We start from the raw sequence: 14616 nt of genomic DNA, 5'->3' as shown, positions 1-14616 counted from the left end.
CCGCCCCCTCTTTCAGGTTCGCCATCTCAGTCCGCATACGGCGCAAACGGCTGCGCCGCCGCCTCGGCAGATTGCTCTATCTCGGTCATGCGCACCAGGTCCAGCAGGTTGAAGCGGCCGTCATGGTGCCAGCCGGCCTCGGGCATGCTCATGGAGCCGATGGCACTGATGCGCGTGACGCCGGCCGCGCCCAGCAGGCCGGCCAGCCGGTACAGCTGCTCGGGCGAGGCGGCAATGCCGGCCGTCTGCAGGTAGTCACGCTGCGCGGCCACCACGGGCACGGCGTCATCCAGGCGGTCCACGCCCACCACGGCAATCGTGCGGTACAGGGCCGTGGGCGCCAGCGGCTGCAGGCTGTCGCTGTACGCCACGCTCCAGGGTGCGTCAACGGGGCCCAGCAGTTGCTGCGCGTCGCCCGACCATTCCACGGACTGCTGCCAGCGGGCCACGGCGGCGCCCTCCTCCAGCTCCAACGGCCGGCGCGCAAAGCGCCGCTGCAGGTTGGCCAGCTCGGCCGCCAGATAGTCGGCAAAGGCACGCGCAGAGACGGGGGCGCCGCGCTCCACGTAGAAGACATGGGGCGAGTAGCAGCCCTGCTGGTCGTAGCGCATCACGTCCCAGGCCGCCAGCCGCGCCACGGCGGGCGCCTTGAGCGTGTCCAGCGCCTGGGCGCCCACCATGCCAAAGCCCAGCTTGTGGCCGTGTGGCAGAAAGCGCGTGGTCACGGGCAGGCGCTGGCGCAGTGCCTGCAGCGTCTGGTTGCCGCCGTAGGCGAGCACGGTGTCGGCCTCGGCATGGAGCGCGGCGGCTCCACCGCCATCCGCGCCCTCCGCCCCATCCACCTCCCCCGCACCGCTCCACCACACCACGGCCAGGCAATCGGCCAGCGGCGAGTGGACCTCGGCCAGCAGCCGCGCGAACCAGCCCGCGAACAGCGGCTCGGCGCTGGCCAGCTTGCCAATGGCGGGCGCCTTGACCAGCAGGCCGCAGACCAGGCTCCACAGGGACAGCGCAGGCACGTTGCCGGCCCAGCTGTGCATCAGCAGGTCGGGGCCGAAGGCACGCACCGCGCCGCCCTTGGGCGCGGGCTGGAAGCCGTCCAGCACGGCCGGGTTGGCAAAGTCCTCGGCCACGAAGCGCCGCAGCTGCGCGGCGCGAAAGGTCTTGAAGAAGCCCGTCAGCCCCAGGCGCACCATGTCGGCGTCATAGCCGCTGACCACGGGCAGCCAGGTCTCGGCCTGGCGCCGATAGGGATCGCTGCGGTCCAGCAGGCGGGCAATGGCGCGGTCGATGGCGTCGATGATCTCGGCCACGGGCATGGCCCTGAGGTGGCGGTCGGCGGCACGGCGCACATGGGCTGCCAGCGCATGCATCTGCGGGCCGGTCAGCAGGGGCACGGAGACTTCCAGCCGCACGCCGCTGCGTTCGAAGGGCAGCACATGCCACTGCACCTCGTCCTCGCGCAAACCAGGCAGTTCGGGCAGGTAGCCGGCCGTGATCCTCTCGATGTTCATGCAGCAGCGGCCTTCACGAATTCATCGACCGCCAGCGAGCAGCCCTTGGCCGCTGCGCCCTCGGCACGCCCCAGCAACAGGAAACCGCTGTTCTCGCCATGGCCGGCCCACAGGCCCACGTCCTCGGTGAGGATGGTGGTGACCGCGTTGTAGTTGGCCAGGTCGCAGTGCACGAGAATGCCGCGCTCGCCGGGCGCCACGCTGCGGCCGGTGACGGGCTCGACCAGGCGCGAGCGTATCCAGTGCGGCCCCGACTTGACCGAGGGCAGCGTGGCATTGCCGTCGTCATAGAACTGCGTGCTCAACTCGGTCATGCCGTACATGTTGATGCAGTGGCTGCGCGGCACGCCCAGCAGCCGGGACAGGTCGGCGTAGAAATGCTCCAGCGGCAGCTCGCGCGACTGGCCCTTGTAGCCGCCCGTGTCCAGAATGCGGCTGCCCGGCGGCAGACGGAAGCTGCGGCCCTGCTCGCGCAGCGCATCCATCACATGCACCAGGCTGAAGCTGGCGCCCAGCAGCGCATAGGGGCGGCCGCTGCGCTCGGACTCCTCCAGCACGGCGCACAGGCCGGGCATGTCCAGGCCGTCGGGGGTGAGGAAGTAGCGGCTGTCGGGAGTGCCGAATTCCGTCTTGGCCAGCGCCAGGTAGTGGGCCAGCGAAGAGTTGGGCATGGCCTGCTCGTCGGGAAAGAGGATGCCCATGGGCAGGCGCTCGTGCCCGGCCATGAAGCGCTGCGCGAAGTTGCGCGTCATCGACGCATCGTAGACATCGAGCGCGGGATGGAAGTGGCGCCCGCGGGAAGACAGCCCCTTGGCCTGGCCCGTGGTGCCGCTGGTCATGAACACGCGCTCCGCGGGCGAGGCCGGCTCGCTGCGCAGCTCCATGGCCTTGAACGCGTCAATGGGCACGGCGGGAATGTCGCTCCAGGTCTTCACATAGCGCAGCGTGGCGCCGCGCCGCTGGCAGAAGCTGCGAAACGGCGCATTCGATTCGTATTGGTAGGCGAACAGCCGCAGGGCCAGTGCGTCGAACTGCTCGTCGGTGCAGCCGTCCATGGCGATGAATGCAAGCAGGTCTGCGACCAGAGAAGCCGCCTGGGGCCGGGCCTTGTCCATGGATTTCCTTCGAGAGCTGGGACGTGATGCTCCGAAGGCTCCCCCGCCCGTGGCGCATGGGCGGCCACGCAGGGGTGCAAGCTCTTCTTCCGCCGGAATGACCCGGTTCAAGTTCTCGGGTGTGGATCTCAGCACTGGCGTGCACCCCGGAGCGGAGGGCTATCTTACAGCAGGGTCGCCAACCCCGTCAGGCCAGCAGGCGAACCCCAAAACCCAGCAAGGTCGCGACATACAGCAGCACCAAGGCCTTGCCCAGCACACCACTGTTGGACCAGAAGTGGCGTGCCACGGCGAAGTCCCAGGCGCCATCGCGCACCTGCAGCTGCGGCAACCGCGCCAGGATCTCGCGCCTGAACGCGGCCTCGTCGAACAGGGGACTGCCATTGAGTCGCAGGGGAATGGCGCGAAGGCCCATCCACAGATGCTGGCGCGTGCAGGTGACGCGACTGGCATCGAATTTTCGGGTCCTGCGTGCCATGCGTACCGCGATCCGATGCCCGTCCGTGGCTATGCGCATGGTCTCCAGCTGCTTGAGCTTGCGCCAAAGCCATGCATACAGACACAGCGGCAACACGGCCAAAAGCACCAGCAGGACACCGAGCATGCCCGTTGGATCGCACGATTTGTCCGGACCGCAGTCGCGCTGGTGCAAAAGCGGCAAGAACCAGTAGACCATCCCCCCTGCAACCAGGCAATGCAGAACGCCAACCATGGCAAGCGCACGCCTGCGCTTCACGGTGCTGCCCGCAAGCGCCGTGACCGAAGTGACCAGCGGCTTTCCTTCCGAGGCTTGAGAAGCCTGCGCGGCGTGCTGGGACGGTGAGGAAACCACGACCGCGCTGGAGGCTTCGGTGTCACCCACTTCCTGCCAGCGCTTGCCGCCCAATTGGCGCAATTCCCCCGCCTTCCAGGCAAGCCACAGTCCCAGAGCCATCAATACCCCGATGCTGCCCAGCAGGAACGAAGGCAACCGCCTGCCCCATTCATAGGACGAGCGGGCAGACGCCAGTTCGCCGCGGAATGCAGCATCCCCGAAAGGCTCCAGCACGCGGCCGTCCAGATCCACGCGATGGACGGTGAATTGGGTCATGTCCGGCAGCAACAACTCCTGACCCACCATGGCGATGGCGTTCGGGTCCTGGTCGGGCGAAAGCGGCATCACCCGGTCAGGCCTCAACTGGGAATCCATCAACAGCAGATCTGCTCCCCGCATGCTCGAGTCTGCCACCAGCACCCATAGACGCTGCTGGCCATCCAGCTGCATGGCGAACGGGAAGCGGCGCCCGGAACGCAGGCCCGCATATTCCACGGGAAATACGGCAGGCGCGGCCTGGGTGCTCTGTGCCGTATCGATTTGCGCAATCTGATGGCGGTTGGTATTGGCCACCCACATGCGCTCGCCTACCTGCAGCGTCTGATTCGGAAAGCGCAGGCCTTCGCTGTAGGTCTTGAGCAGCACATAGGCTTGCGCTGCACTGGAAGCGGCGTCGCGCTGGTAAACGAGAACGCGGTGATTGGATGCGTCGGAGACCACAATCTGCGCTTCATCGGCTGTTACCCGCATCCAGCGATAGCCACCGCGTGTGGACAAATCGGGCAGATCCAGCGCCACGCAGCGCTGCATTGCCAGATCGCAGCGATGCACACGTCCCTGGTCATGCGCCCAAAGCGTCTTCTCGCCAATGAACTGAAGGCTGCTGATCGATGGGGTCAAACCCAATTGCGCCAACTCCAGACGCTGCAGGCGTGTGCCCTGCCGATCAAACTGATGCAAAGCGCCATGGCTTTGAATCCACACTGTATTGCCTTGGATTGAGGGAAGCCTGGGGCCCAATGGGTCGGGCAACAGCCAACCCCGAAAGACAAAGGCCAGGATCAGCAGGCATTGCAGCCCGATCACAGCCCTGAGCCATTTCTTGTAAACCGCCTCAGCCATTGAATCTCCCCCATTTTTGAATGGAGGCAAGTGTAGACAAACAAGGCATTGCGGCCATCAAAACGATGACTTCATTCGAGCGCAATTTCCAGACTGTGGATCAATCCAGTGCCGTCAGCCGCCGCATCACCCACTCCACGGGCCCCTGCGCCACCTTCTTGCTCCAGGCCCAGGCGGCCAGGCTGGCGATGATCACGTACAGCGCGGCGGCCACGGCCACTTCGCGCAGGCTGCGTGATCCGTCCAGCGCGCCCAGGGCCTCGAGCAGGCCCATGCCGATGAGGATGTGTGCCAGGTACAGGGTCAGCGTCATGCGCCCGGCCGGCAGCAGGCCGCGCCACGGTCCGGCGGGCCAGCGGTCGGCCAGCCGCAGGCAGGCGCCGATGGCAATGCTGGCGCAGCCCAGGCCCATCAGCAGGTAGGCTGGGCCGGGCGGCATGGGCCCGGTGGCCAGCCAGGGAGCCCATTCACTCTGTACCGCAAGTGCCGAGACGGCGCAGGCCGCGCCCACCATCACGCCACCCGCAGCCACCAAGGTCCATTGCACGCGCGGCTCGGCCAGCGGCAGGCGCGCCAGCAGCATGCCGCAGAGGAAGAACGCAAACCAGGGCAGCACCGGATGGAAGCCGTTGAACAGCAGGTTGCGCGCAAAGCCGCCCAACTCCCACAGGCCCTGGTAGGACAGGCTCGCCCAGTCCCAGCCCTGGCTGTAGTCCAGCTGCAGCAAGGCCGTGGCGGACAGCACGGCCACTGCCGCCATGCCGGCCAGCAGCGCCCGTGCGCCGGCCTGCAGCCAGGCGATGGCCAGCACGAAATACACCGCGTAGTAGTGAATGATGTCGGCCGGAAAGATCAGCAGGTTCATGCCACCGGCCACCAGCAGGAACAGCGCGCGGCGCAGCGTCCAGAGGCGCGCCGTGGCCGGCTCCAGCGAGCGCGTGGCCAGCACCAGGCCCAGTCCCGCCAGCACCACGAAGGTGGCCGAGGCCTTGCCCTCCAGAAAATGGAAGAACGACAGCAGCCAGCCCGGCTCCTGCAGCGCGGGATGCATGGCCTGCTTGAAGTTGACGAACACCATGCCTGCCAGCGCCAGGTAGCGCGCCAGGTCCAGCCCCGCCAGGCGGGCGCCCCTGCCGGTGGCGTGCCTCATGCAGTGCCTCCAAGAAGGCAGGCCAGCAAGGCGGGATGCAGCACATCGACCCCTTCATCCGCCCCCGCGTCTTCTTGCGGCGTCACCGCCAGCGCAAAGCGCAGCGCATCGCTTTCCACGGCATCCAGCAGCAGTTGCGCGGCCAGGCGCACGGGCACGGCGGGCCGCAAGAGGCCCTGCTGCGCCCCGCGCTCCATGAAGCCTGCCAGGCCGTCGAGCATGCGCCTGCGGTTGGCCTCAAAGGCCGGCGCCAGCCCGGGCGAACGCGCGATCTCGGACAGGCATTCGGCGCTGAGCACGGCCCATTCCCGCTGGCGGCACAGCGCCTGGTAGGCGGCCAGGAATTGCGCCACCGCAGGCAGCGAAGGGGCTGCGGCCCGCTCCAGCGCCTGCAGCAAGGGCAGCAGCTCGGTCTGCTCCTGCGTGGCGACCTCGGCAATCAAGGCCTGCTTGCTGTCGAAGTGGTTGTACAGATTGCCCAGGCTCACCGAGGCAGCCTGCGCAATGTCGCGCATGCTGGTGCAGTGAAAGCCGCGCTCCACGAAGCACTGCAGGGCGGCCTCCACGATGACGGCCCGGCGCTCGCTGATGTCTTCTTTCTTTTTCATGCCCCGAATGATGAACGAACGTTCATTCATAGTCAACACCGGGGCATGGAATCACAGCGGCGGCTGGGGGCCCACGCCCGAAGGAACGGCCTCCTCGTTGGGCCTGCAGGGCTGGCGCAGCATGCGCCGGCAGTCCGGCAGCTGCCGCTCATGGGCATAGGCGATGTGGCCCAGCACGATCTTCGACGGCCGGCTGCGGTCCAGCCAGACGGTGTTGGTCGAAGGCGTGGACAGATGGTCGAAGGCCCAGTACCCGGTCTGCGAAGGCGTGTCCAGGGTCACGCGCAGGCTGGAGCCCGCGCGGAACACATGGGCGAATTTCTGGATTTCCACGCGCATGAACGTGGGCTCGCCGGGGCGCAGCGGGCGCACGGCGGCCTCGGTGAAATCACCCCAGGGCCGCAAGGCGGTGGAGCGCTGGCCGTCCAGCGCACGCATGGAAGCACGCAGCCAGCCGCGCTGCACGAACATCTCCTGGCCGTCGGGACGCACCTCCGAGACGGTGACCTGCACATCGGTGTCGCCGGCCGTGGCGCTGAGCCACAGGTCCAGCGAGGCCTCGCCATAAAAGCTCAGCGCGCGCGGCAGCGGGGCCGTGGTGAAGCGCAGCAGGCCCTGCCCGGCGGGGCTGGCCGTCCATTGGCCCGCGCCGGACTCGGTGTCCGCGTCGGGATGGTTGGCCTCGGCGCCCGGCAGCGGGTAGCGGTAGCTGGCCGACTGGCGCTCGGCCTGCGGGGGCGCATCGCCCAGCCCGCCGCCCGGCTGCAGCCACAGCGTCATGGGCGTGACGCGCACGGGCAGCCGGTCAAAGCTGGCCACGGCCGAGGGGCGCAGCTGCCCATAGTCGCCCCCACCGTTCATCCACTGCATTTCCTGCGCCAGCAGCACGCGCGGCGTGTGCTCGAAGCCATTGCTCTCGCCCTTGAGAAAGCGCGCGTAAAAGCGCTTCATGGTCTCGCGCAGAAAGGGGGCGTTGTCGGTGTGGTGGTCGCCGTTGGAGCTGATCAGCCACATCTTGTCCGGGGCGATGCTGTCCTCGTAGTAGCCCATGCGGGTGCCCACCTGCTCGTCCTGCCAGGACTGGGTGCCCAGCGTGGGGATGTCGATGCGGTGGGTGGAGTTCATGGCGCTCTTGAGCGCGTAGCGGGCGCCGAAGAAGCGGTCCTCGTCCAGCCAGCGCGCCATGTCCAGATCGGGGCGCTGGATCTTGCGGATGTTGTCCTCCACGACCTGGGCGCATCCGGTATCGCCATCCAGCGCCCTGGCGTCGTCGGCGGCCTTGCGCCATATCGCGGGGAACTGCCGCCACCAGTTGGCGGGAAAGCCGATGTTCTGGATGCCGCCCGGATAGGCCACGTCGCGGTAGGGATCGGCCACGTTCTTGCCCGGCGCGATCGCCTTGAGGCTGGGCGGACGCTGGGCCGCCACCCACAGCTGGTCGTAGCCCGAGTACGAATAGCCCACCATGCCCACCTTGCCCGTGGACCACGCCTGGCGCGCAGCCCACTCCACCGCATGCGCCCCGGCCGCGCCCACGGAGGCGTCGGCCCACTGGTTCTCGCCGGTGGAGCAGCCCGTGCCGGGCACGTTCAGGCCCATCACGGCATAGCCTTCCTTGGTCCATTCCTGGGTGGTCTGTTCCGTGACCGAGCCCGATCCGTAGCCGTCGTACTCCATCAGCACGGGAAACGGCCCCGGCCCCTTGGGAAAGACCACCGAATAGCGCATCTTGTTGCCGTCAGGCAGCTGGATGTAGCCCCAGATGCGCGGTCCGGGGTTGGTGCTGCCCGAAGAGCCCCCGCCGCAGGCCGCGAGGCCCAGGGCAAGGGTGGCGATGCCGGCCGCGCCGAGCCAGGCGCGGGAATGGCGAAAAGTCATCATGGATGGTCCTCCTGGTTGCTGATGCAGTCATGCCCGCAAGGGGGCAGGCCGCAATGTAGGACCGTCCGGGCACATGGCGCACCCACAGGCTGAAGGGGGGCTGAAGGGGGGATGAGGGGGCGCTGAAGCGCGCCTGAAGAAAGGCTGAAGGCAAACGCGGCCAGTCGCCTCGGCCCTCGGCCCCGGAGGCGGCATGAACTGGCACCACATGGTGATGGCGCTTGGAGCGACGGAACTATCCATCGCCCCCGCAGTCGAACGGCCTTCGCTGGAGACCTCAACGCATAACAGCCCGGCCCACACTCCATCGTTGCCGATGGAGCCACTGCCTGAACAGGCAAAGGTGAAACTGTCATGCAATGTCCCGCCTGCCGAGATGCCACGCTCATCATCTCTGAGCGCCAGAACATAGAGATCGACTACTGCCCCCAATGCCGCGGCGTCTGGCTGGACCGCGGAGAGCTGGACAAGCTCATCGAGCGCTCCGCCGCCCAGGCACCCACAGCGCCAACAGCCTATGAACGCCCGCAGGAACGGCGCGCGGGCCCTGACGGATCCCATGACCGGCGCGAGCACTCCAGCCACGATGGCTACCGCCGCAAGAAGCGCGAAGGCTTTCTCTCCGATCTTTTCGACTTCTAGCACCAGGGCAAGTCTGCTGCGCCGGCATCGGGACATGGCAGCCGCGCCCCACTATGATTCGGCTTTCAGTTCCTTGTCCCCATGCCCCGCGCCCGCACACCCAAGCCCGCTCCTGCCGAAGAGAACACGGCCCCGTCCAGCACAGCAGCGCCGGGGCCGTCCATCGACGCCTCCTTCCTGCACACCCTCGTGGGCTACAACGCCCGGCGTGCCTCGCTGTCCATCATCGAAGTTTTCGTGGAGCGCATGGCCACCCACGATCTCAAGATGGTGGAGTTCTCCGTGCTCTCCCTGGTGTCCCACAACCCCGGCATCACCTCGCGCCAGCTGTGCGCGGCGCTGGATGTGATGCCGCCCAACCTGGTGGGCCTGATCGCAGCGCTGGAGCGCCGCAAGCTGATCGAGCGGCGCACCCACCCCACCGACCGCCGCGCCGTGGGCGTGCACCTGACGCCGGCGGGCGCCGAGCTCACGGCCCGGGCGGAAAGAACGGCGGCGGAATTGGAAATGGATGCCACCTACCGCCTGACCGACGCCGAGCGCAGGACGCTGATCCAGCTGCTGCAGAAGATCTACAACTGAGCGCGCTCAGTCCGCCTTCTCCGCTGCCGGCTGCTCCAGCCCCAGCAGCCGCACCGCGTTGCCCTTGAGGATGCCGGGCATCACCTCGGGCTTGAAGCCGGCTTCCTGGAAATCCTTCATCCAGCGCTCGGGCGTGATCAGCGGATAGTCGCTGCCGAAGAGCACGCGGTCCTTGAGCAGGGTGTTGGCGTACTGCACCAGCTGCCGGGGAAAGTACTTGGGGCTCCAGCCCGACAGATCGATCCAGACATTGGGCTTGTGCAGGGCCACGGACAGGGCCTCGTCCTGCCAGGGAAAGCTGGGGTGGGCCATCACGATCTGCATGTCGGGAAAGTCGATGGCCACATCGTCCAGGTGCATGGGATTGCTGTAGGCCAGGCGCAGGCCGCCGCCGCAGCGCATGCCGCTGCCAATGCCGCTGTGGCCCGTGTGGAAGATGGCCGGCAGTTGGTACTCGGCCACCACCTCGTAGATCGGCCAGGCCATGCGGTCGTAGGGATGGAAGCCCTGCACCGTGGGGTGGAACTTGAAGCCCCTGACGCCCTCTTCCTCGATCAGCCGCCGCGCCTCGCGCGCACCCATGCGGCCCTTGTGCGGATCGATGCTGGCGAAGGCCACCATCATGTCGCTGTTGGCCCGCGCGGCCTCGGCGATCTCCTCGTTGGGAATGCGGCGCCGGCCCAGCTGCGACTCGCTGTCCACCGTGAACATCACCAGGCCCAGGTTGCGCTCGCGGTAATAGGCCACGGTCTCGGCGATGGTCGGGCGCCGGCCGTTGCCGAAGTACTTGTCGGCGGCGCGGTCGTACTCCTCGCCGTAGTTGTCGAACGGGTTCCAGCAGCTCACCTCGGCGTGCGTGTGGATGTCGATGGCAATGAGTTTTTCGTGGTCCATGTCTGTCTCCTGTGCGGCCTGCTGCCTGCCCCGGCATCAAGGGGAAGTCCCAATAAGAAATTCGCAAAGGCCGCTTGAATTGGTTATTAAATATAACCAAAATCGCGGCCATCAGAAAGCGATGCGGATGCGGGCAACGGCTGCCACGCAACGGTTTCGCGCTGAGGCTTCACACCACCTTCCGAGGAGACAGACATGGACAGAAAGATCCAAAAGACCCGTTCCCGCGCCTTGCCGGCCACGCTGGCAGCCGCCCTTCCCGCCCTGCTGCTGGCCGCCTGCGGCGGCTCGAACGACGGCATTGCCCAACTGGCCGAGGCCCGCCCGGCAAGCCTGCTGTCGTGCAACGACCTGGCGGCCAAGATCTCGTTTCCCAACACCCGCATCACCGCCGCCGAGACCGTGGCAGCCGGCACGCTGACGGTGGCAGGCAAGCCCATTGCCGAGCACTGCCGCGTGACCGGCCGCATGCACGAGCGCGTCAGCACCGTCGATGGCCAGAACTACGCCGTGGGATTCGAGATGCGCCTGCCGCGCGACTGGAACGGGCGCTTTTTCTACCAGGCCAACGGCGGCCTGGATGGCAGCGTGAGCACGGCCGTGGGCGCACTGGGCGGCGGGCCGCTGGGCAATGCGCTGCAGATGGGCTTTGCCGTGCTCAGCTCCGATGCGGGGCATGCAGGCAGCCTGGGTCCCTTCTTCGGCCTGGACCCGCAGGCGCGGCTGGACTACGGCTACCAGGCCGTGGGCAAGCTCACGCCCATGGCGCGCAGCGCGCTGCAGACGGCCTATGGCAAGGGCCCGGACCGCTCCTACCTGGGCGGCTGCTCCAACGGCGGGCGCCACGCCATGGTGGCGGCCTCGCGCTATGCCGACCAGTACGACGGCATCATCGCCGGCAACCCCGGCACGCGCCTGCCGCTGGCGGCCATTGCCAACATTGCCGGCGCCCAGGGCTATGCGAAGCTGGCCACCACGCCCGCCGACCTGGGCACGGGCTTCACCCAGGCAGAGCGCCGCCTGGTCAACCAGGCCGTGCTGGCCCGGTGCGATGCGCTGGACGGCGCCACCGACGGCATGGTGCAGGCCGGCGCAGCCTGCCAGGCGAGCTTCGACCTGGCGCGCGACGTGCCCACCTGCGGCGGCGCGCGCGACGGCAGTTGCCTCAGCGCCGAGCAAAAGAGCACCATTGCCGGCCTGTTCAAGGGCGCCACCACCAGCGGCGGCAGCCGCATCTACAGCAGCTTCCCGTATGACGCGGGCCTGGATACGGCCGGCTGGGCCGGCTGGAAATTCTCCAACTCGCTGAACCTGGACACCGGCGCCGTGGGCCTGGTCTGGCAGGCGCCACCGGAGAGCCCGGCCAGCTTCAACGGCCCGCAGTTCGCGCTGACAGGCAGCGTGGACAGCATGCTGGCCAAGGTCCAGGCCACGACGGCGCTGTACACCGAAAGCGCGCTGTCCTTCATGCTCCCGCCCGACTACGGCAAGCTGCCCGTGCTGCGCAACCGGGGCGCCAAGCTCATGGTCTACCACGGCACGGCCGACCCCATCTTCTCCAGCGACGACACCGTGCAGTGGTACGACACGCTGCGCCGCAACCATGGCGATGCCGCCGACTTCGCCCGCCTGTACCTGGTGCCCGGCATGAACCACTGCAGCGGCGGCCCTGCCACCGATCAGTTCGACATGCTCAGCTCCCTCGTGGCCTGGGTGGAGAAAGGCCAGGCCCCAGACCGCGTGATCGCCAGTGCGCGCGGCGCGGGCAATGCGGGCGGCGCCAACGCCGACCTGCCCGCCACCTGGTCGCCCACGCGCACCCGGCCGCTGTGCCCCCATCCGCTGGCCGCCCGCTACAACGGCAGCGGCGACATGGAAAGCGCTGCCAGCTTCAGTTGCCGCTGACCGTGCATTGACGGCGGGCGGCGCCCGAACGGTCTCCTGAACGGCCCGCCCCCTTCCGCCCTCATCCACCCCTTGTCCGCAGTCCCGCCCCCAGGCGGGGCCGGGCCCCGCTGCGCCCGAAAAAAGGCGCGCGGACACCCACGCCAAGACGGCAACGATTTTTCAAACCAGAGGAGACATCACCATGCAAAAAACCCCTTCCCCGCTGACCCTGGCGGCCGCCGCCGTGCTGGCCCTGGCCGGCTCCAGCACCAGTTTCGGCGCCTTCGCGCAAGGCACCTCCAGCGTCACGCTCTACGGCATCGTCGATGTGGGCGTGGAGCACCTGAACAACGTGGCGGCGGGCGGCGGTCTCAGCCGCATGCCATCGACCACCAGCCTGGTGCCCTCGCGCTGGGGCCTGCGCGGCAGCGAGGACCTGGGCGGCGGCCTCAAGGCCATCTACACGCTGGAGTCGGGCTTTGCGCCCGACCAGGGCACCTTCAACCAGGGCGGGCGCGGCTTTGGGCGCCAAAGCTGGGTGGGACTGGGTGGCAACTGGGGCAGCCTGACCATGGGCCGCCAGAACTCCATGCTGTTCTGGTCACTGCTCGATTCGGACATCATCGGCCCGGCCGTCTTCGCCATGGGCTCGCTCGATGCCTACATCCCCAACTCGCGCGCCGACAACATGCTGGCCTGGCGCGGCAACTTCGGCGGCCTGGCGCTGGGCGCGGGCTACAGCTTCGGGCGCGATGCCGTCAACGCAGGCCCCAGCCCGGCCGGCACCAACTGCCCGGGCGAGAGCGGATCGGACACGCAGGCCTGCCGCCAGTGGTCGCTGTACGCCAAGTACGACACGCCCGTCTGGGGCCTGGCGCTGGGCTACGAGCAGCAAAACGGCCGCACGCCGGCCTCGTCCACCGACCCGGTGTTCGGCGGCATGACCTCCAGCGCCAAGCATGACGAGCGCCTGCACCTGGGCGGCTACTTCAAGCTGGCCGGCGTGAAGGTCGGCGGCGGCCTGCTGCGCCGCGACAACGATGGCGACGCCGTCAAGCCGCGCAGCAACCTCTGGTACGTGGGCGCCTCGTACCCGGTCACCGAGGCGCTGGTGCTCGAAACCCAGTGGCTGACGCTGCGCTACCGCGGCGTGTCGGGCTACGACTCCGACCTGCTGGTGGCACGCGCCATCTACAACCTGTCCAAGCGCACGGCGGTCTACACCCAGCTCGGCCACATCCGCAACGACCGCCTGGCCACCGTCTCGGTCAGCGGCGGCGCGCCGGGCAGCAACACTGCGCCGGGCCGCTCGCAGACCGGCATCAACGTTGGCATCCGCCACATGTTCTGAGCCTGTTTTTTCCAGCTTTCCTCTTTTTTCGATTTCACCAGGAGACATCCATGCAGATGCATCGCCGTCATTTCGTCCAGGCCCTGGGCAGCGCCGCCGCCCTGGGCTCGCTGTCACCGCTGCAGGCCCTGGCCCAGGCACTGGACCAGGTCAAGATCATGTACGGCTTTCCGGCAGGCAGCTCAGGCGACAGCGTGGCCCGCCGCGTGGCCGAGCGGCTGGGCGGCACGCCCTACAGCAAAGGCCCGGGCTTTGTGGAGAACAAGCCCGGCGCCGGTGGCCGCATCGCGGTGGAGGCCCTGAAGAACGCCCCGCCCAACGGCTCGGTGCTGGCGCTGGCGCCCGTGTCGGCCTTCTCGGTCTACCCGCACATCTACCCCAAGCTGACCTACAAGCCCGAGGATGCGATCCCCGTCTCCATCGGCGCCGTCATCTACCACGGCCTGGCCGTGGGGCCTGCCGTGCCGGCCGAGGTCAAGACCCTCAAGGACTTCCTGGCCTGGGCCAAGGCACACCCCGACCGGGCCAACTTCGGCTCGCCGGGCGCGGGCTCCATGCCGCACCTGCTGGGCGCGCTGCTGAGCCTGCGCTCGGGGGTGGAACTCAAGCACGCGCCCTATCGCGGCACCGTGCCCAGCATCACCGACCTGGTGGGCGGCCAGGTCGCGGCCACCATGAACCCCAGCGGCGACTACCTGCAGTACCTGAAGGCGGGCCGCCTGCGCGTGCTGGCCACCTCGGGCAGGCAGCGCTCGCCCTTCCTGCCCGACGTGCCCACCTTCACCGAACTGGGCTTTCCCGATGTCACGGTGGAGGAATGGTTCGGCTTCTACGCTCCCGCCAGGACCCCGGCCACCACCATTGCCAACGCCAACGCGGCCATCACGGCCGCGCTCAAGGACAAGGCCGTGATCGACGGGCTGGCTGCCCTGGGCCTGCTGGCGCGCGGCAGCACACAGCAGGAGATGGCCGCCGACCAGCAGGCCGAGTTCGAGCGCTGGAGTTCGCTGGTCAAGCAGATCGGGTTCACGGGCGAGTCCTGATCAGTCGGCGGCA

General features: G+C 68.1%; 12 protein-coding genes. 5 read left to right on the top strand and 7 right to left on the bottom strand.

Features of this window, described 5'->3' with window-relative positions:
* Positions 1-26 precede the first annotated feature (26 nt).
* The 6 genes from ACUTR7_RS25720 to ACUTR7_RS25695 all read right to left on the bottom strand — a co-directional run bounded on the left by ACUTR7_RS25720 (position 27) and on the right by ACUTR7_RS25695 (position 8204).
* Complete coding sequence (locus ACUTR7_RS25720; RefSeq protein ID WP_445610132.1) at positions 27-1514, bottom strand: acyl-CoA reductase; 1488 nt, start codon at positions 1512-1514, stop codon at positions 27-29.
* Positions 1511-2629 carry a LuxE/PaaK family acyltransferase gene (locus ACUTR7_RS25715; RefSeq protein ID WP_445610131.1) on the bottom strand — a complete coding sequence of 373 codons (1119 nt, stop codon included), beginning with the start codon at positions 2627-2629 and terminating at the stop codon, positions 1511-1513. The genes ACUTR7_RS25720 and ACUTR7_RS25715 overlap by 4 nt, the downstream gene beginning before the upstream one ends.
* A 187-nt stretch (positions 2630-2816) precedes the next feature.
* On the bottom strand, positions 2817-4565 hold the full coding sequence (locus ACUTR7_RS25710; protein WP_445610130.1) for a YncE family protein: 1749 nt from the start codon (positions 4563-4565) through the stop codon (positions 2817-2819).
* A gap of 100 nt (positions 4566-4665) precedes the next feature.
* Positions 4666-5715: a DUF418 domain-containing protein gene (locus ACUTR7_RS25705; RefSeq protein ID WP_445610129.1), complete on the bottom strand. Its 1050-nt coding sequence runs from the start codon at positions 5713-5715 to the stop codon at positions 4666-4668.
* Positions 5712-6323 carry a TetR/AcrR family transcriptional regulator gene (locus ACUTR7_RS25700; RefSeq protein ID WP_445610128.1) on the bottom strand — a complete coding sequence of 204 codons (612 nt, stop codon included), beginning with the start codon at positions 6321-6323 and terminating at the stop codon, positions 5712-5714. Before ACUTR7_RS25700 ends, ACUTR7_RS25705 begins: the two co-directional genes overlap by 4 nt.
* A gap of 51 nt (positions 6324-6374) precedes the next feature.
* Positions 6375-8204, bottom strand: a complete 1830-nt coding sequence (locus ACUTR7_RS25695) for a CocE/NonD family hydrolase (protein WP_445610127.1) — start codon at positions 8202-8204, stop codon at positions 6375-6377.
* 354 nt (positions 8205-8558) lie between these two features.
* On the opposite strand from ACUTR7_RS25695, the gene ACUTR7_RS25690 reads away from it, so the two are divergent.
* A complete protein-coding gene (locus ACUTR7_RS25690; protein ID WP_099733268.1) occupies positions 8559-8846 on the top strand; it encodes a TFIIB-type zinc ribbon-containing protein in 288 nt (95 codons plus the stop codon).
* Between the two features lie 81 nt (positions 8847-8927).
* Positions 8928-9428, top strand: coding sequence for a MarR family winged helix-turn-helix transcriptional regulator (locus ACUTR7_RS25685; protein WP_096916742.1), 501 nt, complete (start codon positions 8928-8930; stop codon positions 9426-9428).
* Between the two features lie 6 nt (positions 9429-9434).
* Here the strand turns inward: ACUTR7_RS25685 and ACUTR7_RS25680 are convergent, their stop codons facing one another.
* Positions 9435-10322, bottom strand: coding sequence for a 4-hydroxyphenyl-beta-ketoacyl-CoA hydrolase (locus ACUTR7_RS25680; protein ID WP_013801753.1), 888 nt, complete (start codon positions 10320-10322; stop codon positions 9435-9437).
* Between the two features lie 195 nt (positions 10323-10517).
* On the opposite strand from ACUTR7_RS25680, the gene ACUTR7_RS25675 reads away from it, so the two are divergent.
* From ACUTR7_RS25675 to ACUTR7_RS25665, 3 genes are all read left to right on the top strand, one after another.
* Positions 10518-12227 carry a tannase/feruloyl esterase family alpha/beta hydrolase gene (locus ACUTR7_RS25675; RefSeq protein ID WP_445610126.1) on the top strand — a complete coding sequence of 570 codons (1710 nt, stop codon included), beginning with the start codon at positions 10518-10520 and terminating at the stop codon, positions 12225-12227.
* A gap of 184 nt (positions 12228-12411) precedes the next feature.
* On the top strand, positions 12412-13560 hold the full coding sequence (locus tag ACUTR7_RS25670) for a porin (RefSeq protein WP_013801751.1): 1149 nt from the start codon (positions 12412-12414) through the stop codon (positions 13558-13560).
* 50 nt (positions 13561-13610) lie between these two features.
* Positions 13611-14603: a tripartite tricarboxylate transporter substrate-binding protein gene (locus ACUTR7_RS25665; protein ID WP_445610125.1), complete on the top strand. Its 993-nt coding sequence runs from the start codon at positions 13611-13613 to the stop codon at positions 14601-14603.
* Positions 14604-14616 lie beyond the last annotated feature (13 nt).

The organism is Delftia sp. NA_296.1 (assembly GCF_052692095.1).
This window is presented reverse-complemented; position numbering and strand designations above follow the sequence as displayed.

What these genes read in the sequence shown, in the direction of transcription:
- ACUTR7_RS25700 (WP_445610128.1), bottom strand. Translation starts at nt 6,323, where the DNA reads ATGAAAAAGAAAGAAGACATCAGCGAGCGCCGGGCCGTCATCGTGGAG.
- ACUTR7_RS25690 (WP_099733268.1), top strand. Translation starts at nt 8,559, where the DNA reads ATGCAATGTCCCGCCTGCCGAGATGCCACGCTCATCATCTCTGAGCGC.
- ACUTR7_RS25710 (WP_445610130.1), bottom strand. Translation starts at nt 4,565, where the DNA reads ATGGCTGAGGCGGTTTACAAGAAATGGCTCAGGGCTGTGATCGGGCTG.
- ACUTR7_RS25720 (WP_445610132.1), bottom strand. Translation starts at nt 1,514, where the DNA reads ATGAACATCGAGAGGATCACGGCCGGCTACCTGCCCGAACTGCCTGGT.
- ACUTR7_RS25695 (WP_445610127.1), bottom strand. Translation starts at nt 8,204, where the DNA reads ATGATGACTTTTCGCCATTCCCGCGCCTGGCTCGGCGCGGCCGGCATC.
- ACUTR7_RS25675 (WP_445610126.1), top strand. Translation starts at nt 10,518, where the DNA reads ATGGACAGAAAGATCCAAAAGACCCGTTCCCGCGCCTTGCCGGCCACG.
- ACUTR7_RS25665 (WP_445610125.1), top strand. Translation starts at nt 13,611, where the DNA reads ATGCAGATGCATCGCCGTCATTTCGTCCAGGCCCTGGGCAGCGCCGCC.
- ACUTR7_RS25715 (WP_445610131.1), bottom strand. Translation starts at nt 2,629, where the DNA reads ATGGACAAGGCCCGGCCCCAGGCGGCTTCTCTGGTCGCAGACCTGCTT.
- ACUTR7_RS25685 (WP_096916742.1), top strand. Translation starts at nt 8,928, where the DNA reads ATGCCCCGCGCCCGCACACCCAAGCCCGCTCCTGCCGAAGAGAACACG.
- ACUTR7_RS25680 (WP_013801753.1), bottom strand. Translation starts at nt 10,322, where the DNA reads ATGGACCACGAAAAACTCATTGCCATCGACATCCACACGCACGCCGAG.
- ACUTR7_RS25670 (WP_013801751.1), top strand. Translation starts at nt 12,412, where the DNA reads ATGCAAAAAACCCCTTCCCCGCTGACCCTGGCGGCCGCCGCCGTGCTG.
- ACUTR7_RS25705 (WP_445610129.1), bottom strand. Translation starts at nt 5,715, where the DNA reads ATGAGGCACGCCACCGGCAGGGGCGCCCGCCTGGCGGGGCTGGACCTG.